This is a genomic window from Marinobacterium alkalitolerans (genome assembly GCF_017776525.1).
In the GTDB taxonomy this organism is placed as follows: domain Bacteria; phylum Pseudomonadota; class Gammaproteobacteria; order Pseudomonadales; family Balneatricaceae; genus Marinobacterium; species Marinobacterium alkalitolerans.
The window spans coordinates 21,520-46,770 of sequence record NZ_JACVEW010000003.1; the positions used below are offsets into that span (position 1 = coordinate 21,520).

The 25,251-nt window shown below is 59.7% G+C and carries 21 protein-coding genes; 12 read left to right on the top strand and 9 right to left on the bottom strand.

The features are described 5' to 3' along the window. Nucleotides 1-86 precede the first annotated feature (86 nt). Both H9C73_RS02375 and H9C73_RS02380 read left to right on the top strand, forming a co-directional pair. Nucleotides 87-968, top strand: a complete 882-nt coding sequence (locus H9C73_RS02375) for a DMT family transporter (protein ID WP_236014040.1) — start codon at nt 87-89, stop codon at nt 966-968. Between the two features lie 64 nt (nt 969-1,032). Beyond that, complete coding sequence (locus H9C73_RS02380) at nt 1,033-1,800, top strand: DUF4197 domain-containing protein (protein WP_209286188.1); 768 nt, start codon at nt 1,033-1,035, stop codon at nt 1,798-1,800. A gap of 27 nt (nt 1,801-1,827) precedes the next feature. On the opposite strand, the gene H9C73_RS02385 is transcribed toward H9C73_RS02380, so the two are convergent. Further along, nucleotides 1,828-2,742 (bottom strand): sensor domain-containing diguanylate cyclase, encoded by a 915-nt coding sequence (locus H9C73_RS02385; RefSeq protein WP_209286189.1) that lies wholly within the window; start codon nt 2,740-2,742, stop codon nt 1,828-1,830. A 350-nt stretch (nt 2,743-3,092) separates the two neighbouring features. Between H9C73_RS02385 and H9C73_RS02390 the strand changes: the two genes are divergently transcribed. Next, the gene (locus H9C73_RS02390; RefSeq protein WP_209286190.1) at nt 3,093-4,280 is read left to right on the top strand and encodes an acetyl-CoA C-acyltransferase family protein; all 1,188 of its coding nucleotides are present in this window, start codon (nt 3,093-3,095) and stop codon (nt 4,278-4,280) included. 49 nt (nt 4,281-4,329) lie between these two features. On the opposite strand, the gene H9C73_RS02395 is transcribed toward H9C73_RS02390, so the two are convergent. Genes H9C73_RS02395 through H9C73_RS02415 form a run of 5 tightly spaced genes read right to left on the bottom strand, consistent with a single transcriptional unit; the run spans nt 4,330 to nt 11,454 of the window. Continuing rightward, entirely contained in the window at nt 4,330-5,955 is a 1,626-nt protein-coding gene (locus H9C73_RS02395; RefSeq protein ID WP_209286191.1) for a long-chain-fatty-acid--CoA ligase, read from the bottom strand. A 49-nt stretch (nt 5,956-6,004) separates the two neighbouring features. Then, a complete protein-coding gene (locus H9C73_RS02400; protein WP_209286192.1) occupies nt 6,005-7,426 on the bottom strand; it encodes an NAD-dependent succinate-semialdehyde dehydrogenase in 1,422 nt (473 codons plus the stop codon). Between the two features lie 28 nt (nt 7,427-7,454). Next, nucleotides 7,455-9,227, bottom strand: coding sequence for an acyl-CoA dehydrogenase (locus tag H9C73_RS02405; protein ID WP_209286193.1), 1,773 nt, complete (start codon nt 9,225-9,227; stop codon nt 7,455-7,457). A gap of 13 nt (nt 9,228-9,240) precedes the next feature. Then, nucleotides 9,241-9,990 (bottom strand): acetoacetyl-CoA reductase, encoded by a 750-nt coding sequence (gene phbB / locus H9C73_RS02410; protein WP_209286194.1) that lies wholly within the window; start codon nt 9,988-9,990, stop codon nt 9,241-9,243. A 27-nt stretch (nt 9,991-10,017) separates the two neighbouring features. After that, entirely contained in the window at nt 10,018-11,454 is a 1,437-nt protein-coding gene (locus H9C73_RS02415; protein WP_236014041.1) for a malonyl-CoA decarboxylase, read from the bottom strand. Nucleotides 11,455-11,551: 97 nt separating this feature from the next. Here H9C73_RS02415 and H9C73_RS02420 point away from each other — a divergent pair, with 97 nt between their 5' ends. The 4 genes from H9C73_RS02420 (at nt 11,552) to H9C73_RS02435 (ending at nt 14,825) form a co-directional block, all read left to right on the top strand. Continuing rightward, complete coding sequence (locus tag H9C73_RS02420; protein WP_209286366.1) at nt 11,552-11,983, top strand: MaoC family dehydratase; 432 nt, start codon at nt 11,552-11,554, stop codon at nt 11,981-11,983. 29 nt (nt 11,984-12,012) lie between these two features. Continuing rightward, nucleotides 12,013-12,558: a hydrolase gene (locus H9C73_RS02425; protein ID WP_209286195.1), complete on the top strand. Its 546-nt coding sequence runs from the start codon at nt 12,013-12,015 to the stop codon at nt 12,556-12,558. Between the two features lie 107 nt (nt 12,559-12,665). After that, complete coding sequence (locus H9C73_RS02430; protein ID WP_209286196.1) at nt 12,666-14,183, top strand: PAS domain-containing sensor histidine kinase; 1,518 nt, start codon at nt 12,666-12,668, stop codon at nt 14,181-14,183. Nucleotides 14,184-14,189: 6 nt separating this feature from the next. Next, entirely contained in the window at nt 14,190-14,825 is a 636-nt protein-coding gene (locus H9C73_RS02435) for a response regulator transcription factor (RefSeq protein ID WP_209286197.1), read from the top strand. Between the two features lie 6 nt (nt 14,826-14,831). Here the strand turns inward: H9C73_RS02435 and H9C73_RS02440 are convergent, their stop codons facing one another. Beyond that, nucleotides 14,832-16,256 (bottom strand): sigma-54 interaction domain-containing protein, encoded by a 1,425-nt coding sequence (locus H9C73_RS02440; protein ID WP_209286198.1) that lies wholly within the window; start codon nt 16,254-16,256, stop codon nt 14,832-14,834. Between the two features lie 201 nt (nt 16,257-16,457). Between H9C73_RS02440 and H9C73_RS02445 the strand changes: the two genes are divergently transcribed. The 5 genes from H9C73_RS02445 to H9C73_RS02465 all read left to right on the top strand — a co-directional run bounded on the left by H9C73_RS02445 (nt 16,458) and on the right by H9C73_RS02465 (nt 22,376). Then, nucleotides 16,458-18,407 carry an acetoacetate--CoA ligase gene (locus H9C73_RS02445; RefSeq protein WP_209286199.1) on the top strand — a complete coding sequence of 650 codons (1,950 nt, stop codon included), beginning with the start codon at nt 16,458-16,460 and terminating at the stop codon, nt 18,405-18,407. A gap of 29 nt (nt 18,408-18,436) precedes the next feature. Then, nucleotides 18,437-19,219, top strand: a complete 783-nt coding sequence (locus tag H9C73_RS02450; protein ID WP_209286200.1) for a 3-hydroxybutyrate dehydrogenase — start codon at nt 18,437-18,439, stop codon at nt 19,217-19,219. Between the two features lie 62 nt (nt 19,220-19,281). After that, a complete protein-coding gene (locus H9C73_RS02455; protein WP_209286201.1) occupies nt 19,282-20,349 on the top strand; it encodes a TRAP transporter substrate-binding protein in 1,068 nt (355 codons plus the stop codon). Between the two features lie 32 nt (nt 20,350-20,381). Continuing rightward, nucleotides 20,382-20,999, top strand: coding sequence for a TRAP transporter small permease subunit (locus H9C73_RS02460; protein WP_209286202.1), 618 nt, complete (start codon nt 20,382-20,384; stop codon nt 20,997-20,999). A 9-nt stretch (nt 21,000-21,008) separates the two neighbouring features. Then, nucleotides 21,009-22,376 carry a TRAP transporter large permease gene (locus tag H9C73_RS02465; protein WP_328797922.1) on the top strand — a complete coding sequence of 456 codons (1,368 nt, stop codon included), beginning with the start codon at nt 21,009-21,011 and terminating at the stop codon, nt 22,374-22,376. A gap of 714 nt (nt 22,377-23,090) precedes the next feature. Here H9C73_RS02465 and H9C73_RS02470 read toward each other — a convergent pair. Then, nucleotides 23,091-24,464, bottom strand: a complete 1,374-nt coding sequence (locus H9C73_RS02470; protein ID WP_209286203.1) for an aminotransferase family protein — start codon at nt 24,462-24,464, stop codon at nt 23,091-23,093. A gap of 15 nt (nt 24,465-24,479) precedes the next feature. Beyond that, nucleotides 24,480-25,241: an SDR family NAD(P)-dependent oxidoreductase gene (locus tag H9C73_RS02475; RefSeq protein ID WP_209286204.1), complete on the bottom strand. Its 762-nt coding sequence runs from the start codon at nt 25,239-25,241 to the stop codon at nt 24,480-24,482. Between the last annotated feature and the right edge of the window lie 10 nt (nt 25,242-25,251).

The window sequence follows — 25,251 nt, forward strand, 5'->3', positions numbered from 1 at the left end:
CTCCCCTGTAAAACAGCGTCTGACTTCGACTTTCTGCTAAGATGCGTCCCTTGCCAAACGGCTTGAGTCACCCGACACCGCAAAGGATGCTGATCTTGTCTACACACCACAAAGCCGACCTGCTGCTGTTACTCACCACTCTGTTGGCTGCGGCCGGATGGATTTTCTCGCGAGAAGCCGTACAGGGGCTCTCTCCTCTGCTGTTCATGGCCCTGCGGTTTATCAGCGCCGGGCTGATTCTGGCGGTCATCGGCTGGTCGGCCATGCGCGCCTTTACCCCGGCCCAATGGAAATCGGCCTGTCTGGTTGGCGCCTTTTTTGGTACCGCCCTGTCGTTCTGGATTCTGGCACTGGAAATGACCACTCACGTGGGCGTTGGCGCATTTCTGACCGGTTTGGGAGTGGTGATGGTGCCCCTGATCAGCCTGCTCTTCGGTGACCGTTCAGGCCCTTATGTCTACCTGTCGATCCCTTTTGTCATTGCAGGGCTTGCCTGCCTGTCACTGGACAGTGAATTTCATCTGGGTCTGGCCGAAATACTCTTCCTGCTTGCGGCACTGTTCTTTTCCTTTACCTTTATCCTCAACAGCCGTGCCGCCGCACGCCTCCCCACTCTGCCACTGACCGCCGTTCAGCTGCTGGTCACCGGACTGATTACCGGCATCCTCTCAACCCTGATGGAAACCTGGCAGTTCAACCAACCCGCCAGCATCTGGGGCTGGCTCATTGCCAGTGCACTGATCGCCACCAGTCTGCGTTTTTGGGTACAAACCAAGGGGCAGAGTCTGGCGCCGCCCAGTCACACCTCCATCATCATGACACTGGAACCGGTCTGGACAGCGCTGCTCGCCGCACTCTGGCTGGGCGAGACCATGACACTGCTGCAGTTTTCCGGCTGTGCGCTGATTTTCTTTGCCATGCTGGTCAATCGCTGGCCGGCTGTTCGCACCTGGCTCAAGGCACTCTGAACCCATTGCTGTTCGGGTTTGGACGCTATACTGAACGCATTCAAAGGCTCACAAGGAGATTGCCATGAACACCCCACTATTGCGCCATGCCGCCACCGGTCTGGCGCTGTCACTCTTGCTGCTGCAACCGGCACAGGCAGGCTGGGATGACCTGCTCAAGCAGGGTGAAAAGATACTCAAACAGGAGACTGGAACCGACAGCAGTGGCACACCCGTTCCCGCCGGGGTTGACAGTGCCACGCTGGCCAGGGGCCTGAAAGAGGCACTGCGTGTCGGGGGCGAGCGTGCCATCGATCGTCTGGCCAGCAATGGCGGCTTTGCCAACCACGCTGATGTGCGCATTCCCCTGCCGGGCATGCTCGATACCGTGGGCGGGTTGATGCGTGACTATGGTCTGGGTTCACAGGTCGATGCCTTTGAAGCCAGCATGAACAGCGCCGCCGAACAGGCGATCGGGGTTGCAACACCCGTGTTCGTGGATACGCTGGAACAGATGACGCTGGAAGACGCCAAACGCATCTACAGCGGTGGCGATAGCGCCGCAACCGAGTATTTTGACGACAAAACCCGTGCTGAGCTGACGACGCGCATTCGCCCCTTGGTCGAGCAGGCCATGGACCGCGCCGGTGTCACCCAAGCCTACAACCTGCTGGTCAGTCAGGCTGAATCACAGGTACCGCTCCTGCAGGGCATGAGCCCGGACCTGGGACAGCATGTCACCGAATCGGCACTGGACGGGCTCTTTCTGCGCCTGGCTCAGGAAGAGAAGAAAATCAGGGAACAGCCGGTTGCACGCACCACCGACCTGTTGAAACAGGTCTTCGGGCAGTAGGCTGCAGCGGCCATGACGCCTGACGTTTCAGGCGTCATGCACCACCACACGGTTGCGACCGGCCCGCTTGGCCCGATACAGCGCCTGATCCACCCGGTGCATTACCTGCTCGTAGTTGCTGTCTGAGTGCAGCAGTTCACTCACACCGAGACTGACCGTCACGGCCAACTCATCCCCCAGTTCACGTGCCACCGCTTCACTGAGATGCGTCCGCATGCGCTCTGCGGTTGATGCGGCCTGAGCCGCTGTGGTGCTGGGCAACACAATCACGAACTCTTCCCCGCCAAAACGGGCCAGGAGGTCATTGGCACGCAACAGCGATTTGCAGGCCTTGCAAAGGCTGCGCAGGACCGCATCTCCTGTCAGGTGCCCATGGCGATCATTGAGTTGCTTGAAGTGGTCAAGATCAAACATGATCATGGCCATGGGGTGCCGGTAACGTCGAAACTCTTCGAAATGCTCCTCCAGCACCTCCATCAGATGACGCCGGTTGGCAGTATGTGTCAGCGGGTCGGTTTGACTGGCCTGCAGCAGCTCCTCTTCCAGCAGCTTGCGGCGTGTGATATTGCGGGCAATCCAGACCACGGCACGTTCACCGTTTACACGATGAGGAAAGGGCTGAACATGGCCTTCAAACCAGATCATGCCATCCGGGCCAACGGCACCTTCCAGCCCGGCGACCTGATCGGCCGACAGTTGGTATTCCACCTTGATCAGGCCATCCTGCTCCAGTGCCTTGTGGATATTCTGCATGATCCACTCGGCCGCTTCGGGTGACACAACCTCCGGCACGGAGCTGCCCACCAGGTCGTGGCCATCATGGTAGTAATTGGGATCTGCGTGACCGAACAGCCCGGCGTAGAGCCCTGACTCGGTCAACAGAAACACAGGGTCCGGCAGCGCATTCAACACCGCCAGCATTTGATCAGCATCCAGGCGCATCGCCCCAGTCTCTCAGGTCATCATCCTTTACTTGATCATAGCAGCACTGGGCCGTTATCAAGCGGTTTGCCGCAAAAAGACGGCTGTACGGCCCTCAACACCGATCTACCTCAATTAGCGGATGCCGAACGCCAGTCGGCAAGGCACCATGCCTGCACTCGGTCAAGGATCATACAAACACGCTTATCTCGGACCTGTTTTTGGCGTATAAGGGTGAATGAGGCATATCAGACTGCACACGCTTTCAGGTGCTCTTGCGCGTCAGCCCATGTCAGCCGATCGATGCGTCTAATGCTGGAGCAGAAGGCTTCACCTGCTGCTCGCACTGTTGCTAAACCATGGAGACAAACATGCAAAAGAATAACGATGTTGTTGTACTCAGCGCCGCACGTTCCCCGATTGGCGCCTTTGGTGGCGGCTTGAGCCAACTGGAGCCTGCCGAGCTTGCCGGCCAGGTGATGAAATCCGCCATCGAGCGCTCCGGTGTTGACCCCGCATCGATCAACTACGTGACCTCTGGTCACTGTATTCCCACCGATTCCCGCTTTGCCTACGTGGCCCGCGTGGCGTCCATTCAGGCGGGACTGCCGATGGACTCGGTCGCCATGGCGGTCAACCGCCTGTGCAGCTCGGGCCTGCAGGCAGTGGTATCCACGGCGCAGACCATTATGCTGGGTGACTACGAGTACGGCATTGGCGGCGGTGTTGAAGTGATGTCGCGGGGTGGTTACCTGTCGACGGCCATGCGCAGCGGTGCCCGCATGGGCGATACCAGCATGGTGGATATGATGGTCGCGACCCTGAACGACCCCTTCGGCGCCGGTCACATGGGGATAACCGCCGAAAACCTGGCGGAAAAGTGGAATATCTCCCGTGAAGAGCAGGATGCCTTTGCCGCTGAATCCCATCGCCGCGCCGCCGCCGCCATTGAGGAAGGTCGCTTCAGGGAGCAGATCGTCCCCATCAGCATCAAGTCTCGCAAGGGCGAGCAGATTGTGGATACCGATGAGCACGTGAAACCGGGTACCACGGCCGAAACGCTGGCCGGCATGCGCCCCGCCTTCAAGAAGGACGGTACCGTGACGGCAGGCAACGCCTCCGGCATCAACGATGGCGCCTCGTATCTGGTGCTGGCCTCCGCCGATGCGGCCGCTCGTGACGGGCACAAGCCGATTGCCCGCATGGTGTCCTACGCGCTGGCCGGGGTTTCCAATGAAATCATGGGCGAAGGCCCCATCCCTGCTTCGCGCCTGGCACTCGAAAAGGCAGGCCTCACATTGAGCCAAATGGACGTGATCGAATCCAACGAAGCCTTCGCCGCTCAGGCGCTGGCCGTTGCCAAGGGACTGGAGCTGGATCTGGACAAAACCAACCCCAACGGCGGCGCCATCGCGCTGGGGCACCCGGTGGGCTGCTCCGGCGCCTACATTGCCACCAAGGCGATCTACGAGCTGCAGCGCATTGAGGGCCAGTATGCACTGGTCACCATGTGTATCGGCGGCGGTCAGGGGATTGCGGTGATCTTCGAGCGGATGTAAACCATGACGCTGGAGGGCACACTGATGCCCTCCAGCAGATCGGAGCGGCTTAACCTGCCAGCTGTGCCCTGAGCACATGCTTTTGCAGTTTCCCGGTTGAGGTTTTGGGCAGCTCTGGCGTGAACACGATGCGTTTGGGAATCTTGAACCCCGCCAGATGATCACGACAGTGTGCAATCACATCCTCTTCCGACAGCGCATCGGCTCCCTGCTTGATCGTGATAAAGGCGCAGGGCACTTCCCCCCAATGTTCATCCGGCGCGGCTACGACCGCGGCTTCCAGTACTGCAGGATGGTTGTAGAGGGCACTCTCCACCTCCAGCGTTGAGATGTTCTCGCCTCCCGAAATGATGATGTCCTTGGAGCGGTCCTTGATCTCCACGTAGCCATCGGGATGCCAGACTCCCAGATCACCGGTATGAAACCAGCCACCGGCAAAGGCCTTGCGGGTTTCATCGGGATTGTTCAGATAGCCTTTCATGACCGAGTTGCCCCGCACCAGCACCTCACCGATGCTTTGGCCATCTCTGGCGACCGGCTCCAGTGTAACGGGGTCGGCCACGCGCATATCCGACATGGTGAGTGACGGAATGCCCTGACGCGACATTTTCTGCGCCTTCTGCTTCGATGGCAGGTAGTGCCACTCATCCTGAAAATCGCACACCACGCTGGGTCCGTAGGTTTCGGTCAGCCCATACAGATGGACCACCTTGATCCCCATCGCTTCCATCGCCTCGATCGTGGCCGCGGGAGGTGCAGCCCCGCCTGTCGCCGCCGTCACCTGCTGGCCAAAAGGCCGCTTGAGCTCAGCCGGCGCATTGATCAGCATGTTCAGTACGATCGGCGCGGCACAGAAATGGGTTACCCCATGCTGTTCAAGTGCTTCAAACACGGGCCTGGGGTGTGGCTGGCGCAGGCACACATGGGTACCGGCCACAGCCGTGACCGCCCAGGGGTAGCACCAGCCATTGCAGTGAAACATGGGGAGCGTCCAGAGATACACGGCACCGTCCGGTAGCCCGAAGCCCACGACGTTACTGAGCGCACTCAGGAAAGCCCCCCGATGGTGATACACCACCCCCTTGGGGTTGCCGGTGGTACCCGAGGTGTAGTTCAGCGCGATCGACTGGTGCTCATGCGCCGGGGGCGTCCATTCAAAGGATGCATCCCCGGTTTGCAGCAGCGCCTCGTAGGTCATGTCACCAATGAGTTCACCGCCTTCAAACTGGGGATCATCCACGTCGATCACTTTGGGCTTGGCGTCGCAGCCGGCCAGCGCTTCGCGGGCACGCTCGCAGTACTCACGGTCGGTAAAAAATACGCTGGCCTTGCCGTGGTTGAGCATGAAGGTCATCGTTTTGGCATCCAGGCGGGTGTTCTGCGCGTTCAAAACCGCCCCCAGCATGGGCACCGCAAAGTGCAGCTCCAGCATTTCAGGGATATTGGGCAGTAAAGCCGCAACGGTATCGCCTTTTTTCACGCCCAGCTTGCGCAAGGCCGATGCCAGTTTCAGACAGCGCTGGTAGGTTTCCTGCCAGGTGCGCCGGATGTCCCCGTGAATCACCGCGGTGCGTTTGGGGTGCGCCAGCGCGGCGCGCTGCACAAAGGTGATGGGGGTCAAAGCCGGGCTGTTGGCTTCAACCGGGTCCAGGTCCTGCTCAAACATGTTTTCCATTTTCTTATCCTTATTATCAAGACCACTCTGTTTGTGCCGAAAGCTGCGCTTAAATCGCAAAGCCTCCCAGCTTGGTTTCCAGGTACTCTTCAATGCCTTCCTGAGCCCCTTCGCGGCCAAGCCCACTGTGCTTCATGCCACCAAAGGGCGCGGCCGCACTGGTCGGGTTGATATCGTTGACCCCCACGATGCCAAACTCCAGCGCTTCAAACGCCTTGAATGCCGTGGCAAGGTTCTGGCTGTAGACATAAGCGGCCAGGCCATATTCGGTATCGTTGGCCATGGCCAGCAGGTCGTCTTCATCCCTGTAGAGGATGACCGGCGCCACTGGGCCGAAGGTCTCTTCGCGATAGATCCGCATCTCGGGTGTTACACCGGACAACACCGTGGGCGCATAGAAACACCCGCCCTTCAGGTCGGCATCCATCAATCGTTCACCGCCTGCATGCAAGGTCGCGCCCCTGGCCAGCGCATCCTGTACCTGAGCGTCAACCTTGCCCAGTGCCGCTTCATTGATCAGCGGCCCTATGCTGTTGCCTGGCTCCATACCCTTACCCGCCTTCAGCCGCATCGCCCGTGCTGTCAGCTCTGCCAGAAAGGGTTCAGCCTGATCTTCATGGACAAAGATACGGTTCGGGCTGATACAGGCCTGCCCGGTATTCAGGAACTTCACCAGTGACAGGCCTTTGGCGGCATGAACAGGGTCGGCATCCGGAAACACGATGGCGGGAGCGTGGCCTCCCAACTCCATGGAGACCCGTTTCATCTGAGCTGCCGCCTGCGCATTCAACTGCTTGCCGACGGCGGTTGAGCCGGTAAAGGTCAGTTTTTTCACCCTTGGGTCGGAGCAGAAGGCATCGCCTACCGGCTTGGGGTCCAAGCAGCTGATCACATTGATCACGCCGGGCGGAAAGCCTGCGGCCTCAAACACTTCAGCCATTGCGCGGGCACACAGGGGCGTGTGCTCGGCAGGCTTGAGCACCAGCGTACAGCCGGCGGCCAACGCCGGCGCCAGCTTGCGGGTGATCATGGAGATCGGGTAGTTCCAGGGTGTAATGGCCCCGACCACGCCGACAGGCACTTTCTGCGTGATGAAACGCTGGTTGGCGCGTGCCGAAGGGATCGTCTGGCCGTTCACCCGCTTGGCCTCCTCTGCAAACCAGAGCAGGAAGTCGGCGCCGTACTGCACTTCGTTCAGCGAGGCCTTAAGAGGCTTTCCCTGTTCTCGCGTCATCAACTCAGCCAGGGCCTGCTTGCGCTCAAGCATGATCTCCCAGGCACGATACAAGAGACTCGCACGTTCATAGGCGGTCGTCTGCCGCCAGCTTTTCAAGGCCTCGCTCGCCGCCGTTATGGCCGCATCGATCTCGTCTGCACCACAATCCGGCACTTCACCGATCACCTCTCCCGTGGCGGGATTGGTGACCGGGAAAGAGCCCGTTCCATTGATCCATTGTCCGTTGATATACATGGGGTCTCCGTTGCTGCGAGATGAAGGCCTAAAGCGCGTCGTCTGACAGGGCCATGATCGAGTCCTCTCCGGCGCGAATGGAGGCCAGATAGCCGGTGCACCGGGGCAGAATATGATCAATGTAAAAGTGAGCCATTACACACCGTGCATGGCCTTCAGGTTCCAAGGAATCCTCGGCTTCCAGCACCGCGCCCTTGAGCAGCAGCCAGCCGGCGGTCAGGGTGGCGCTCAGCATCAGATAGTTGAATGCAACTGCACCGGCAAACTGGGCATTGGCGCTGCTGCCCAGTATCTGCTGAAGGGCGGTATCCAGCTGATCGATGGCGGCCTCAAACGCATCCACACGTGCCGTATCCAGCGCATCGCAGCCTCGTGCCGATTGAGCGGTGGCACGCATCTCAGCGATCAGCTCCTGCACCGCCTGCCCTTCATCGCGGATGGTCTTGCGACCGATCAGGTCCAGTGCCTGAATCCCGTTCGTGCCCTCATAGATCGGCAGAATCCGTGCATCACGGTACAGCTGTGCAACCCCGCTCTCCTCGATGTAGCCCATGCCGCCGTGGCATTGCACAGCCAGAGAGGTCACCTCCTGAGCGATTTCGGTACACCAGCCTTTCACCAGCGGTGTCAGCAGGTCAGCACGGCGCTGGTAACAGGCCCGACGCTCGTCATCCAGCTGTGCATGCCTGGCATAATCCACTGCTACGCAGCCGCTGTAGGCGAGGCCACGGGCCGCTTCGGTCAGGGCTTTCATGGTCATCACCATGCGCCGCACATCCGGGTGACGCACAATGGGAGAAGGTGCCGAGTCCCCGGGCGCAATCCCCTGCACGCGCTCGTGTACGTAGTCACGCGCCATCTGCAGCGCCCGCTCGGACACCGCGACCCCTTGCAGCCCCACGGTCAGTCGCGCGTTGTTCATCATGGTGAACATGCACGCCAGCCCCCTGTTTTCCTCACCGACCAGATAGCCAAGCGCACCGCCGTTTTCGCCGTAACTCATGACGCAGGTGGGGCTGGCGTGGATACCCATCTTGTGCTCCAGTGACAGCGCATGGCAGTCATTGCGCTCGCCCGAGTTACCCTCAGCATCGGGAATGAACTTGGGGACCGCAAACAGCGAAATACCCTTCACGCCCGGGGGTGCATCGGGCAGCCGAGCCAGCACCAGATGGACGATGTTCTCCGCCATATCGTGCTCGCCCCAGGTAATGAAGATCTTCTGCCCGGTGATGCGATAGTGATCGCCTTCAGGGCGTGCCTGAGTGCGGATATTGGCCAGGTCCGAGCCGGCCTGGGGCTCGGTCAGGTTCATGGTGCCGGTCCACTCACCGCTGATCATCTTCGGCAGCAGCAGCTGCTTCAGGGAGTCGCTCGCATTGTCGCTCAGCGCTTCCACCGCCCCCTGAGACAGCAGCGGACAGAGCCCCCAGGCCATGTTGGCGGCATGCATCATCTCCTGCACCGGAATGGCCAGTGAAAAGGGTAATGCCTGGCCTCCCAGTTCGGCGTCAAACTGCAGGCCCGCCCAGCCTCCTTCGACATACTGACGGTATGCCTGCCGGAATCCTTCAGGCGTGTGAACCCTGTGGTCTGCAGTCAGATGGACGCCGGTCTGGTCACCGCTGCTATTCAGCGGTGCCAGTGCCTGGCCGGCAAATTTGGCGGCTTCTTCCAATACGGCGGCCACCAGATCGGGTGAGGCGTCTTCAAAGTTGCACGCCTTCACCATTTCATCAAACCCGGCCAGATGGCGAAGGGTGAAAGCCATTTCGCGGGTCGGTGCTCTGTACTCGCTCATACTGCCTGCCCCCTCAGTCCATGTACTGGCCGCCGTTTACGGACAGGTTGGTGCCGGTTACAAAGCCTGCTTCGTCAGCGGTCAGGAAGGTGACGGCCCGCGCGATCTCCTCCGGCTGTCCCAAACGCCCCACCGGAATCCCGGCCACGATGCTGTCCAGCACTTTCTCCGGTACCTGGCGCACCATTTTGGTATCGATATACCCCGGTGATACCGCGTTCACCGTCACCCCCTTGCGGGCGCCTTCCAGCGCGATCGACTTGGTGAAGCCATAGATACCGGCCTTGGTGGCGGCATAGTTGCACTGACCGAACTGACCCTTTTCACCATTGAGTGAGGAGATATTCACGATGCGCCCGAAACCACGCTCGCACATGCCCTCGAACACCTGACGGCTCATGTTGAACATGGAGTTCAGGTTCACTTCAATCACCCGGTTCCATTGCCCGGCTTCCATACGCTTCAGCGGTGCATCACTGGTGATACCGGCGTTATTGACCAGAATATCGATGGGGCCATGATCCGCTTCCACCTGCTGTACGAATGCCTGACAGCCTTCATAATCGGCCACGTCCAGTGGATACAACTCGACGGCATAGCCCTGACTCTTCATTGTCTGCTGCCAGTCCTGCGCCTGGGCGGTGGCCTGTTCGTTGGGCAGGTGGGTACCGATCACGGTGCGGCCCTGATCCACCAGCGCCTGGCACATGGACGTTCCCAGCCCACCGGTAGCGCCGGTTACCACTGCAATACGGTTTGTCATGCTGTTCTCCTTCTTATTGTGTATGACTTACTTCAAAAGCTTTTTGATGGCCGAGGACTGTGCAACCACGCCCTCGGAGGTGTACTGCTCACTGCGCTGCTCAATCTTGGGCAGTTCGTAGAGGTAGTTCACCATCATGCCGGCCGACTGGCGCAGCCCCTTCTGCGACACATCGCCCATCCAGTTCAAACGCGCCACCTGTGCCCCGTTGCTCAGATGAAAATGCGCCACCGGGTCCAGCGCGCGGGCACCTCGTTTCTTGACCATGCAGAGGTAGGCGGCAGCCAGTTTTGTCAACGCCTCCTGCCGTATTTCCATCGAGTCGCTGGCTTCAATTACCGCAACCTCTCGAGGGGCCGGCAGGCTCAGCCACTGCTCTCCGCCGGGCAGGTCACACAGAGTGGCCGGTGCGCAGTGTTCCAGCCATTTGGCAAAGCCCGGAATCGGCGAGAGGGTGGCAAACTGCTTCAATTGCGGAAACTCACTGCTCAGCTTCTTCACCACTTCCTTGATCAGGAAGTTGCCGAAGCTGATGCCGGCAAGGCCCGGCTGGGCATTGGAGATAGAATAGAAAATGGCGGTGTCGGCACTGCCGATGTCCTGAGTGGGGGCCTGCTCATCCAGCAGTTTCTGCACGCTGCCGGCCAGCCCGTTCACCAGCGCCACTTCAACGAAAATCAGCGGTTCATCCGGCATATTGGGGTGCATGAACGCAAAACAGCGACGGTCTGAATCGAGTCGGTTCTTCAGGTCACTCCAGCTTTTGATCTCATGCACGGCTTCGTAGGCAATCAGCTTCTCCAGCAATGCCGCACTGGAGTTCCAGCTGATCTCCTCCAGTTGCAGCAGCCCCACATCGAACCAGGTGGCCAGCAGCTCCTTCAGATCCGCTTCCAGCGACTCCAGCGTGGCGTACTCCTGTTTCAGCTCCAGCAGCTCTTCGCGCATGTCGACCAGAAACTTCACCCCGGACGGCACCCCGGTGAACTGCTTCAACAGTCTGTTATGGCTGGGTTCCAGTGCCTTGCGCAGCTGATGCGCCGTGCGGGCACGGTCACCGTTGCGGGCGTGCTGCCAACCGCTGATGGCCACTTCCACACCGGCATCATCAATGCCGTACTCCTCGGCCAGCATGCCCAGAAAACGCACCTTGCCGGTACGGGACAGCTTCAGATACATCCGCCCCAGCATGGCTGCCCGGTTGCGCGCCTCCACCTGACCGGCATGCGTATCCAGACAGTTGTCGACCCATTCCCGCACCCGCTCCAGATCCGCTTCTGGCAGGTCGGCATCCAGGCTCATGATGTCAGGCACGGAGCGACGACCGGAGACGGCTTCCAGCCCATAGGGGACCAGTTTCTTGAACGCTCTTTCAAACAGGTTGGCGGGCTGTGTCTGCATCATGACGACCTCTTCCTGAGAGTGCTTGTTGTCGTTGTGTGAATCGAGGCTAGCAGAGGTCATTTTAAAAACCAAGTAAAAACCCTTGGCTATTTAAATAAATACCACTAACCTGAAAATCCAAAGTCTTACACCAAGGAGTACAAACATGCAGGATTCCATGCAGGCACTACACGGCTACTACCTGGAAGATCTGGAAGTGGGCATGCAGGCGAGCTACGCCAAAACCATCACCGATGCGGATGTTGTTCTGTTTGCGGGCATCAGCGGCGACGACAACCCGGTTCACATCAACGCCGAATACGCCAAGACCACCATGTTTGAACAGCGCATCGTGCACGGCATGTTCAGCGCGGCATTGATCTCGGCCGTACTGGGTACCCGCCTACCGGGACCGGGTGCCATCTACGTTGACCAGCAGCTCAAGTTCAAGGCGCCGGTTCACATCGGTGATACAGTGGTGGCCACCGCCACCGTAGTGGAGATCAACGCAGAACGCCGCCGCGTCAAGCTCGAAACCATCTGTCGCGTGGGCGAAAAAGTGGTCGCCGAAGGCGTGGCCACCAACATGGTCGACCGCCGCCCGGCCTGATCCCTAACAAGCGCAAGGAGTAAGTGAACATGCTGTTGGACAAGAACAAATCCGTGCTGGTTGTGGTTGATGTTCAAGCCAGACTGCTGCCGGGTGTGCACGAGCATGAAACGCTTGTGGACAACTGCAAGTGGCTGACCCGGCTGGCCCAACTGATGGAGGTGCCGGTCATCGGCTCCGAACAGTATCCGCAGGGGCTGGGCCACACCGAAGAGAGCCTGCGTGAACTGGTGGGGGCCGATAAGCTGTATGGCAAGGCCCATTTCGCCTGTATCGATGACCCAGACTTTGGCAGTGCCTTCCGGCAGCTGGACCGCAAGCAGGCCATCCTGTGCGGCATGGAGTCTCAGGCCTGCATCATGCAGTCCGCGTTGCGCCTGCACGAAGAGGGTTACGAGGTGTTCGTGGTGGCCGATGCCATTTCGGCTCGCAACCCCCTGGATACCGAGATCGCCCTACGCCGCCTGGAAAAGGCGGGTGTCACGCTGATCACCCGCGAGATGGTCGGCTTTGAATGGATGCGCCGCTCCGACGTTGCCCAGTTCAAAACCTTCAGCATGGAGTTTCTGCGCTGATCAGCGATGCCAAGCGCCCCGGCACGTTGACGCCGGGGCCAGCGCCCCTCCCCACGCCACTGGCCTGTGTTGTATCCTGCCTGACACACACAGAGTCTGGACCTGTCATGAAACCACTGACGCCCGAACAAGGACGCTCTGCCCTGAGCGATGACGCTGAACGCAATCGGCTGCTGGCCGAAATGGCCGAGCAGTCCACCGACATGATCTCGCGTCATACGCCGGGAGACTGGCGTTTCATCTACGCCTCCCCCGCCGTGACCCACCTGTTGGGCTTCACCGTGGAAGAGATCGTCGGCATGTCCGCCTACGATCTGTACCACCCGGATGACGTGAAGGATTTCCAGAACCGTGCCCCCAGCGTGACCTATGATCGAGGGCTGTACACCCACACCTATCGTTTTCGCTGCAAGGACGGCCATTACACTTGGCTGGAAAGTACCAGCCGCACCATCCGGGATCCCGAGACCAACGAGATCAAGGAGATCCTGGTGGTGTCGCGTGATGCCTCCCACCGCATCAAGGCCGACAAGGCAAACCGGCGTCTGGCACGGGTACTGGAGAGTACGCAGGACCTGGTGATCTTTTCCGATCTGGACCTGCAGATCACCCACCTCAACGAAGCGGCGCGCCGCTGCCTGACACTGGAGCACACCGATTACACCCGGTTGTCGCTCCAGTCGGTCATGGGCCTCAAGGCGTTTCAAACCCTGCTGGCCGATGGCCTGCCCACCGCCAAGGAACAGGGCAGCTGGCGCAGTGAGCTGAGCCTGCAGAACCGCGAGGGCGCTCCCATTCCGGTGATGCTGGAACTGCTGGTGCACCGTTCCCTTCACGGCGATATCGAATATCTCTCGCTGGTGGCGCGGGATTTGAGCGAGAAAAAGGCCGCCGAGGCACAGGTCAAGCAGTATCAGGCCGAGATCGACCACGCCAGCCGACTGATCACCATGGGTGAACTGGCCTCCAGTCTGGCGCACGAACTCAACCAGCCACTGCTGGCCATGGTCAGTTTTCTGCGTGGCATCGAGCGTCGCTTTGCCGGGGCCGAAGCCCTGAGCTGGCAGGATATCGAAGTCCCCATCACCCGCAGTATTAACACCGCCCTGCGCGCCGGAGAGATTGTCCACCGGATGATGGATTTCACCCGCAAGCAGGAGCCCAATATCACCGAGCTGGATATCACCAGTCTGATCCGGGGCATCTGCGAATTCTGCGAGTCCACCGCCGAGCGTCATAACGTGCGCATCCTCTGTGATCTGGACGACAAGCTTCCCGTTGTGCGCGGCGATCAGATCCAGCTGGAGCAGGTTCTGCTCAACCTGCTGGTCAACGCACTGGAGGCCTGCGACAGCGCTGCCGAGCACGCCCTCAAGACCGTCCGCGTCGGTGCCCGCGCACAAGAGGGCCGGCTGCTGATCACCGTGGAAGACGAAGGCCCCGGTATCCCCGGGGCCGACCTGCCCCACATTTTCGAGCGCTTCTACTCCACCAAGGGCAAGGGGCTGGGCATGGGACTGGCCATCAGTCGCTCTTTGGTGGAGAATCTGGGCGGCGAGCTCTGGGCGGAAAACCTGCCACAAGCCGGCAGCCGCTTTTCTTTCACCGTAAACACAGTTAACTGAAGACGCATGAGCACCGATCAAGACGTTCAACAGGTTTTCGTCATCGATGATGACGCCGATGTACGCGACTCCCTCAAATGGCTGCTGGAGTCGGTCGGGCTGAACGTGGTGACTTTCGAGAATGCACTGGACTTCATCGACAGCCTGTCGAGCGATGTCAGCGGTTGTATCGTGATGGATGTGCGCATGCCCGGCATGAGCGGTATCAACGCCCAGAAGAAACTGTCTGAACTGGACATCGATCTGCCACTGATCATGATCTCCGCCCACGGCAACGTCGACATGGCCGTCACCGCCCTCACCCAGGGGGCGCTGACCTTTATCGAAAAGCCGTTCGATGATCAGGTGCTGATCGACCATGTGCACACGGCGCTGGAGAAAGAGCGCATCCGCATGGCGCGCAGAAATGCCCAGTCCCGAATGCAGAGCCGCTACGACAGCCTGACCCGCCGTGAAAAGCAGGTGATGGGGCTGATCGTGCAGGGTCTGTCCAATCAGGAAGCCGCCGATGAGCTCGGCATCAACCGCAAAACGGTCGAAGGCCACCGCGCGCACATGATGGCCAAGATGAAGGTCGACTCCCTCGCCGAGCTGGTCCAGATCGCCATTACCCTGGGACTAGTGGAGACGGTGGAGGAGTAGGCTGCGCTAGCCTTCCATCTTCAGCTTGTTATACAAGGCCGCCCGCGAAATCCCCAACCGGTTGGCGGCCTCCGTACGGTTGCCGTCACACAGCTGCAGGGTTTCCTGAATAATCCGCATCTCTTCCAGCTTCATCCGCTGTTTGAGCGTCATGTCCGGCTGAGGGTCAGGCGCCTTGTTCGCTTCAGCGCCTCGCCCCGCCTCCTGACCCAGCGGCACCGGCTGTACCATCGCCACAAGCTGGGCGGCATCAATCTGGCTGGCCTGCTCATTCAGAATACAGGCGCGCTCCAATACGTTATAGAGCTCACGCACGTTCCCGGGCCAGTGATAGGACTGCAGCAGACGAATGGCACCATCGGTCAGAGACTTGGCACAAACACCCAGACGAGAGCAGCAGTCATCCAGAATTTTCTCGCTCAGGGGTTCGATATCGTCCAGCCGTTCCCGCAGTGAGGGCAATCGAATCGGCATGGCATTCAGGCGGTAATAGAGGTCGGGGCGGAAGCTGCCTTCGGCCACCATCTGCTCCAGATCCCGGCTGGTGGCCGCTACGATGCGGACGCGGGTCGTCTGTACCTGGTTGGAGCCGACCCGTTCAAATTCACGTTCCTGCAACACGCGCAGCAGCTTTGACTGCAGCGCCAGCGGCATATCACCGATTTCGTCCAGAAACAGGGTGCCGTCCCCCGCCACCTCGATCTTGCCCGGGCGCCCCTCCTTCTTGGCGCCTGTGAACGCGCCCGCCGCGACCCCGAAAAACTCGGACTCCATCAGTGTTTCCGGAATGGCGGCCACATTGACCGAGACGAAGGGCTTGTCGGCGCGATCAGACAGGTCGTGCAGCGAGTGGGCAAAGAGCTCCTTGCCGGTGCCTGTTTCGCCGGTGAGCAGTACCGAGATGTCGAACCGTGCCGCCTGCCGGATCTGCTGCTTGACCGCCTTGATCGCCGTGCTGCGCCCGGCAATCTGTGACAGCTGGTAGCGGGCGCTGCGTCCATCCCGGTAGCGCATCGCCTCACGCACCTCCCGCTGCATCTGGTTGTAGCGCTCCAGCAGTGGCTTCATGCCGGAGCTGGGGCTGTCCGTGGCCACGAAGCCGAATGCCCCTTCAATCCCGCCCTGCTCGTTATGCACGGGCACTACGCTGACCAGTGTCCACTGGTTACGAATCTGCAGCAGATCCAGCAGTACCGGTTTGCCGGTTGCCAGCACTTGCGGCAGGTAACTGCCCGGAATCAGGTCGGTAATGTGGCGGCCCAACGGGGATTCAGTGCAGCCCAGAAAGCGGCTGTAGTTGTCACTGATCCAGTTGATGATGCCGTGGCGATCAACGGCCACGCTGTGTTCATAGAAGGTTTCAAAGGAACGGTTCAACGAAGCAAGCACGCGGTCGCGCACCTGCTCGGAAGCAAATCCATACACGCTCATGGAGGCAGTCACTTGTCTTTATTATTTGACAGATACCGTCCACTTTTATTGACAGTGTGTCAAATTATTTAAACACCTCTTATTTTCAGTTCGCCTACCAAATTCACAAAAGTCTTTAATTTTCATTGCCTTATAAAAACTGGCAAGGCTCCTGCTCTGGAAAAGACATCCACGTTTCAAACAACAATAAAAGAGACTCACATGGATACACCTCTCTGGACGCCCGATGGGGCACGGGTCCGCTCGACCCAACTCTGGAGCTTCATGCAGCTGCTGAACCACCAGCACGGCACGGAGTTTCAGCACTATTCCGACCTCTGGCACTGGAGCAACGCCAACAGCGAAACCTTCTGGAGCAACTTCTGGGACTTTGCCGGCATCGAAGCCGAGCGCAAGGGTGACCGGGTGCTGCTGAACCCGGATCGCATGCCCGGTGCTCGCTGGTTCCCTGATGCCCGCCTGAACTTTGCCCGCAACCTGCTGCGCTACCGTGACGAGCGCCCGGCGATTGTCTTCAACGGAGAAGAAGGGCGCCGCACGGAGATCAGTTTTGCCGAGCTGTATACCCGTGTTGCGTACCTGAGCGCTGCGCTCAAGGCACAGGGTATCGGCCCGGGTGATGTAGTGGCCGGGTACATGCCCAATATCCCGGAAACCGTGATTGCCATGCTGGCGACCACCGCGCTGGGGGGCATCTGGACCTCCTGCTCACCGGACTTCGGCATCAACGGGGTGATCGACCGCTTCGGCCAGGTAAAGCCCAGGGTGCTGTTTACCACCGACGGTTATCGCTACAACGGCAAGTCGCTCGACTCGCTGTCCAAGGTCCGCAGCATTCTTGAGTCCATCGACTCCGTTGAGCAAACGGTCGTTGTGCCCTTCCTCAACGACCAGCCGGATCTTGCTGGATTGCCCAGCGCCGCCTTGCTGGAGACGTTCTGGCACCGGGACAGCACCGAGATCGAATTTGCCTCCCTGCCATTCGACCATCCGCTCTACATCATGTACTCCTCGGGCACCACAGGTGTGCCCAAGTGTATCGTGCACAGTGCCGGCGGCACCCTGATTCAGCACCTCAAGGAGCTGATGCTGCACACCGATATCGGCTGTGAGGACCGCTTTTTCTACTACACCACCTGTGGCTGGATGATGTGGAACTGGATGGTCTCCGGGCTGGCAACCGGCTGCACGCTGGTGCTGTTTGACGGCTCCCCGTTCGCACCGCGCCCCGATGTACTCTGGGACATGGCCGAGCGAGAGAAAGTCACTGTATTTGGCACCAGCGCCAAGTACCTGGCTGCACTGGAGAAAGCCGGTATCAAACCGCGCCAGAGCCATGATCTCAGCCCGCTGAAAGCGGTTCTCTCAACCGGCTCTCCGCTGTCGCACGAAAGTTTTGATTACGTTTACCGCGACATCAAGGCGGACCTGCAACTGTCCTCCATCTCGGGCGGGACCGACATTCTGTCCTGCTTTGCGCTGGGCTGCCCGATCCTGCCCGTGTGGCGCGGCGAACTGCAATGCCCGGGGCTCGGCATGGCCGTGGACATCTTCGATGACGATGGCCACTCCGTGCGCGAAACCAAGGGCGAGCTGGTCTGTACCCAACCCTTCCCCAGCATGCCGATCGGCTTCTGGAACGATCCGGAGGGCGAGCGCTATCGCGATGCCTACTTCGCCAGTTTCGACAACGTCTGGGCACATGGTGACTACGGCGAAATCACCGCCCATGAAGGGGTGATCATTCACGGCCGCTCCGATGCCGTCCTCAACCCCGGTGGTGTCCGCATCGGCACCGCCGAGATCTACCGCCAGGTAGAGAAGGTGGACGCAGTGCTGGAAAGCCTCTGTATCGGCCAGCCCTGGCAGGACGATGTCCGTGTCGTGCTGTTCGTCCGCCTGCGAGAAGGTGTGCTGCTCGATGACGACCTGCGTCAGACGATCCGCACCACCATTCGGGCCAATACCACCCCCCGCCATGTGCCGGCGGTGAGCGTTCAGGTCGCCGATATTCCGCGCACGCTCAGCGGCAAGATCGTTGAGCTGGCGGTGCGCAAGACGGTACTGGGCGAAACGGTGAAAAACCAGGATGCACTGGCCAATCCGGAAGCGCTGGCACTGTACCGCAACCTGCCCGAACTGCAGGTCTGACACCTTCCATAAAACACAGGAATGACACGATGAATATCCGCAAACTGGCGCTGGTCACCGGCTCGACCAGCGGTATCGGCCTGGAGGTCGCCCGCGTACTGGCAGCCAATGGTCTGGAAGTGGTTCTGCACGGGCTGGAACCGGACGCAACCGGCGCCCAACTGGCCGACGAGTTTGAACAGGCCTATGGCCGCCGCCCGCTCTATTGTCAGGCCGACCTGAGCCAGCCACAGGAGATCGACCGGTTGATGCAGACCGTCACCGAACAGGTCGGCAGCCCTACCATTCTGGTCAATAACGCCGGTATTCAGCATACGGCACCGGCCGAGCAGTTCCCGCCTGCCATGTGGGACAAGGTGATCGCCATCAATCTGAGTGCCGCCTTCCACACCAGCCGCCTGGCCCTGCCGGGCATGCAGGCACAGGGCTGGGGCCGCATCATCAACATCTCGTCCGTGCACGGTCTGGTGGCCTCGGTCAACAAGAGTGCCTACTGCGCCGCCAAGCACGGTCTGGTGGGTTTCACCCGTGTCATGGCGCTGGAAAACGCAGCCCGTGGCATTACCGCCAACTGCATCTGCCCCGGCTGGGTGGACACCCCCCTGCTGGTCGAGCAGTTCAAGGCGTATGCACAGGAGCACGACACCAGCTTCGAGGCCGCCAAGCAGGGCCTGATCAGCGCCAAGACGCCCTATCCGGACTTCGTCGCCCCGAGCGAAATCGGCGCCATGACGCTGTTCCTCTGCTCGGATGCGGCTCGCGCCATCAACGGCACTGCTCTGCCGATCGATGGGGGCTGGACCGCCCAATAACCCGTTTCACCTGACTCTTAAAACGCGCAACACACTCTGATAACAATAAAAGGACAGATACCATGAAAAAACTCTTCAAAGCCGCCACTCTGGGCCTGACCCTGACCGCTTCCACTCTGGCCATGGCCGACTTCGACAAGGTTCGCTGGCAGGTACCCATGGGCTTTCCCTCCTCGCTGACCGCACTGGGGGACACCATGCCGGAAGTGGCCAAGATGGTCAGCGACATGTCCGGTGGACAGGTTAAGCTGCGAACCTTCGAGCCGGGCAAGCTGATTCCGGCACTGGGCGTGTTTGAAAACGTGAGCAACGGCAACATCCCGGCCGGCTATTCCTGGATGGGCTACGAGTGGGGCCAGATCCCGGCCTCGGCACTGTTTGGTGCAACGCCTTTCGGTCTGGAATCACAGGAGTTTCTGGCCTGGATGTACCACCACGGCGGTAACGAGCTGCTCAAGGAGCTGTTCGAGCCCCACAACGTCTACCCGATTCTGTGCGGTACCATCAGCCCGGAAGCCGCCGGCTGGTTCCGTGAAGAGATGGACAGCCTGGAGAAGTTCAAGGGCCTGAAGTTCCGTGCCGCCGGCGTGGGCGGTGAGATCATGTCCGAGTTTGGCATGTCCGTGACACTGCTGCCGGGGGGCGAGCTGTATCAGGCGCTGGAAACCGGCGTTCTGGATGCAACCGAGTTCTCCATGCCGATCGTGGACGAGCAGCTCGGCTTCTATCAGGTTGCCAAGCATTACTACCTGCCCGGCTGGCACCAGCCTTCCACCAACCAGTACCTGTACGTGAATCTGGACAAGTGGAACGCGCTGAACGGTCAAACCCAGGCGCTGATCGAAAACAGCTGTAAAGCCGCCAACACGATGGCTCTGGCCAAGGCCGAAGCGCTGCAGGGCGCGGTGCTGAAGAAGTTCGAGGAAAAAGGCGTTCAGCTGCACAAGTACAGCCCGGAAATTCTGTCGGCCTTCAAGGAAGCCACTGATCGAGTCATGGCCCGCCGTTCTGAAGCCGACCCCATGTTCGACAAGGTGTACAGCTCCATGAAGGCGTTCCAGGCCGAGCACCGTCCGTGGAAAAACTTCGGCTACCTGCCGCGTGACTTTGGCGTCGAAGACGACCAGTAAGCCGTTTGCTCACCCCAAAAGGGAACACACCTATGTCTGAATACGACCTGGATCTGGATCAGGTCGAGGAGGCGGTCGCCCACAAGGCGGCCGTCGACTATCCTCGCACCCGCATCTCCGACAGTCTGGAACGCATCGTCGAGCTGTTCGGCCGCACCTCCTCGTTCGTCTGGGTCATTCTGATCCTGCTGATCGTGGGCAACGTGGTGCTGCGTTATGCACTCGGCACCAACTTCGTGGCACTGGAAGAACTGCAGTGGCACCTCTATGCGGTGGGCTTCATGCTCGCGCTCTCCTACTGCATCACCCATGACGGGCATGTGCGAGTAGATGTGGCGGCCGAGCGAATGTCACCCAAAGCACGCGCCTGGATCGAAATACTGGGCATCGCCCTGTTTATCCTGCCGTTCTGCACGCTGATTCTGATCTACGCCTGGCCCTTCGTGGAACACTCCATGCGCATCGGAGAAGTCTCGGCCGCACCGGGCGGCCTGCCCCTGCGCTGGCTGATCAAGTCGGTCATTTTGCTGGCCTTCGGCCTGATGTTTCTGGCCGCTACCGCCCGTTTATTCCGTGCGCTCGCCTTTGCCTGTGGCTGGCCCCGTCCGCTCGGCACCCCCGAACAGAACAACAATCACTCGCCAAAGTGAGGTGCACGCGTGTTTGCAACCAATGAACTCATTGTTATCGCCATGCTGAGCAGCTTTATTCTGCTCATCTTCACCGGGCTCCCGGTGGCCTGGCTGCTGGCCGGCATCTCCGTGGTGTTCAGCGTCGGCTCCATCATTGCCTTCCAGTACTTCGACGTGGATACCTACTTCCTCACCGACTGGAATATCTTCGGTGTAATGGTTCAGCGCATCTATGCCCAGATGACCAACTGGGTACTGGTGGCCTTGCCCATGTTCATCTTCATGGGGCTGATGCTGGAACGCTCCGGTGTTGCCGAACGTTTGATGAAAAACTTCGTCAGCCTGTTCGGCCGCTTCCACGGTGGCCTGGGTGTGGCCGTGATTACCATCGGTATTCTGCTGGCGGCCTCAACCGGCATCGTAGGTGCCTCGGTGGTCCTGCTGGCCATGCTGTCCCTGCCGGTCATGCTGCAGCAGAAGTATTCACCTGCCTTTGCCAGCGGCATCGTCTGCTCGGCCGGCACCCTGGGCATTCTGATCCCGCCCAGCATCATGCTGATCATCATGGCCGACCAACTTTCGCTGGCGGTGGGCGACCTGTTTATGGGCGCGTTGATCCCCGGTGTCATGCTGGGCGTCATGTACATCGTCTACGTGGTCGTCATCTCCTGGCTCCGCCCGTCCATGAGCAGCCCGCCGGATGACCTGCCACCGGTGACGCTGAAACTGGTTCTGGAAACCCTAACCGCCATTTTGCCCACACTGTGCCTGATCCTTGCGGTACTGGGCTCCATCTTTTTCGGCATCGCCACCCCGACGGAAGCCGCCGGTGTCGGTGCCCTGGGCGCCAGCATTCTGGCAGCGCTGAACGGACGCCTGAATACGGAGGTGATCAAGGATGTTTGCATCAAGACCACCCTGACCACCGCCTTTGTGTTCGGCATCTTTCTGGGCGCAACCACCTTCGCCGTGGTGATGCGCTCACTGGGCGGGGATGAATTTATCGGCTCTCTGCTGCAGGGCATCCCGCTGTCACCGGAAGGGATCGTGGTGGTCATCCTGCTGATCGCTTTCGTGGCCGGCTTCTTCCTCGACTGGCTGGAAATCAGTCTGATCCTACTGCCACTGGTGGGGCCGGTCGTCGCCAACCTCGGCTTCGACCTGACCTGGTTCGTGGTGCTGTTTGCACTGGCCCTTCAAACCTCTTTCCTGACACCGCCGGTCGGCTTCTCGCTGTTTTACCTGAAAGGTGTTGCACCGCCCGAAATCAAGACGGTGGACATCTACAAAGGGGTACTGCCCTTTATCCTGATTCAGCTGACCGCCGTGGCGCTGGTGTTCTGGTGGGAGGAGCTGGTGCTTTGGCTGCCCTCGGTACGCTACGGCACCGGTTAGGCACCAACCGTTTTATCATGCTGCCCGTTTGCGGGTGACGGCCTGTCGGCTGTTGCCCGCTTTTTTGTGCGCTCGTGTCGCGCATAAAAAAACGCCTCCGCCACCGCATCTTGTTCAAGATGGATGACTGGAGGCGTCTGCATCAAGTCGGGTGTCTTTTCAGACAATGAATTGTTTTTGTTGAGTCTATCTATAGCAGGAAGTGTGCCAGCTTGAAAGAACCGCTGTGTGCGGCTTTGCAGAGGCCTCCACAGAGGCCCGTGCATCACAGAGGTGCAATTCACGCAGCCGCTGAAAGATTTTGGCGCACCCGGCCGTTGATGGTTTTCAGGTATTGTGAAAAGCAGGCTTCATGAACCCGACCAAACGCGCCTGTTGGCGGGCTCGGAAACATTTTTTTATCGAAGCGCAAAAACAGGCATCAAACTTGCTAAACACTAGATGGGTAACCACTTAGTCCGGTGGTGACCTGCATAGCTCTAACATGAGGCATTGGCGCCTGCTTCTCTTCAACCGCCCGGTTGTGTGAGACAGGCGCTCTTTTTTTGCCTCTCTCAAGGGCGTATCAAGACTGGAATTGATCTTGATGTGAGGCAAGATCCGCTATCGGAGTTAGCTGAAAATGCAGTGTTCAATTGGCAGGTATGAGTGCGGAACAGGCCACACAGGTGGAGCGTTTTCGCACCTGAGTGGCCCTAGATGACGTAAGCCGGTTCAGCCGCATACCTGGCTGATCGCCTTGTCCAAAGTGGTCAGGATCTGATCGATCTGCTCCGCCGTTGCGGTCAGAGCCGGGCTGAAGTTGAGAATATTGTTGAAACCTTCAAAGCTCCGGTTGGTGCGCCCAATCAGCACTCCCATCTGCTTGCATGCACCAGCAATGGCGATGGCAACGGACTCATCGACAGGTGTCTTGGTCATGCGGTCCTGAACCAGCTCCAGCCCGGCAAACAGCCCCTTGCCGCGTACATCACCAATCACCGGATGCTTCTCTTTGAGTGCATGCAGCCCCGCCAGCAGGTATTCACCCATGCGCTGCGAGTTCTCGACCAGCCCTTCCTCTTCGAGAATCTTCATGTTGGCCAGGGCAGCGGCCGGGCCTGCGAGGCAGCCACCAAAAGTGGAGATATCACGGAAATAGCCTAAGGTATCACCCGCCTCTTCCTGCAGCAGATCAAACACCCGCTCAGTGGTCACAGTACAGGAGATGGCGGCATATCCGGACGCCAGCCCCTTGGCCATGGTGACGATATCCGGCTGAACCGGATAATGCTGGTAGCCAAACCATTTGCCCGTGCGACCGACTCCGCAGACCACCTCATCCATGATCAGCAGAATATCGTAACGGTCGCAGATCTCGCGGACGCGGGGCCAGTAACCCTCCGGAGGAGTGATGATACCGCCACCGGCCGTGATCGGCTCCAGAATAATCGCACCCACCGTTTCCGGGCCTTCGCGAAGGATGACCTCTTCAATGGCATCAGCCGCCCGGATACCATAATCATTACTTTCAGGGTACTGAGTGCGATACTCGCAGCAGTGGGGCACTTCAACAAACCCCGGCACAAAGGGGCCAAACTGGGCCCGGCGCTCGGCCTGACCGGTCGCGCTCAATGCGGCCAGCGTCGTGCCATGATAATCACGCTCGCGATACAGGATTTTGCTCTTGCGGCCACCATGGTGCTTGTGGGCAATCTGGCGCACCATCTTGAACGCCTTCTCATTCGCCTCGGAACCTGAATTCGAGTAGTACACGCGGCTCATGCCCGGCATCTTGTCCAACAGTTTTTCAGCAAAGGCAGCCGCAGGCGCATTGCCCATGGAGCCGGCGAAAAAGTTGAGCTGTGCCAGCTGCTCGCGCACCGCATCGGCAATCTCCGTTCGGCCATATCCCACGTTGGTGACCCAAACGCCACCGGCCGAGGCATCCAGATATTCCCTGCCCTCGCTGTCCCATAGGCGAAGTCCTTCCCCCCGCACAAACATCGGCAGCCCCTTGCGTGCAGCCGCGCCCGGTGTCAGGTGATGCCACACGTGATCCCGGTCCAGAGTTTTCAGCAGATCCAGCTCGTTGATTTGACTGTTCATGGTGTTGTTCCTGTTTCAGTGTTCGCGATGAATGGAGAAAGGTGACCAGGCCTGAGACACCGGCATCAGTTCAAGCTGATTCACATTGAGGTGGGCCGGCAGGGTTGCGAGCCAGTACACGGTGTCGGCCACATCTTCCGGCTGAATCGGATCGGCACCCTGATACAGGTTGTTGTAGGCATCCTGATTCCCGCCCGTGCGGACCAGCGTAAATTCGCTCTCGGACAGCCCTGGTGCCAGATTGGTCACGCGCACGCCCGTACCGGACAGGTCACAGCGCAGGGCATAGGAAAACTGCTCAACAAACGCCTTGGTGCCGCAATACACGTTGCCGCCGGGATAGGGCCAATGGCCCGCAATTGAGCCCAGGTTGATAATGCTGCTGCCTTTGCCCTGCTCAATCAGCCGTGGCAACAGCGCATGGGTGACCGCTACCAGACCTCCGATGTTGGTATCGATCATGGTTTTCCAGTCGCTCAAGTCACAAGCCTGAGCCGGCTCTGTCCCCAGCGCCAGCCCGGCGTTATTCAGCAGCAGGTCCACTCGACTGAAAGGCGTGGGTAAAGCCTCAACCTGTGCCTTGATCGCATCGCTGTCGCATACATCCAGCGTCAGCGTGAGCACCTGCGTGTGGACTGACAGTTCATCCTGGATCTCGGCCAGACGCGATGCCCGGCGCCCTGTGAGCACCAAATTCCATTTGGCGGCGGCCAGTCGGCGCGCACAGGCCAACCCGAAACCGGAGGTGGCGCCGGTGATGAATGCGGTCTTGGACATCATGTGTCTC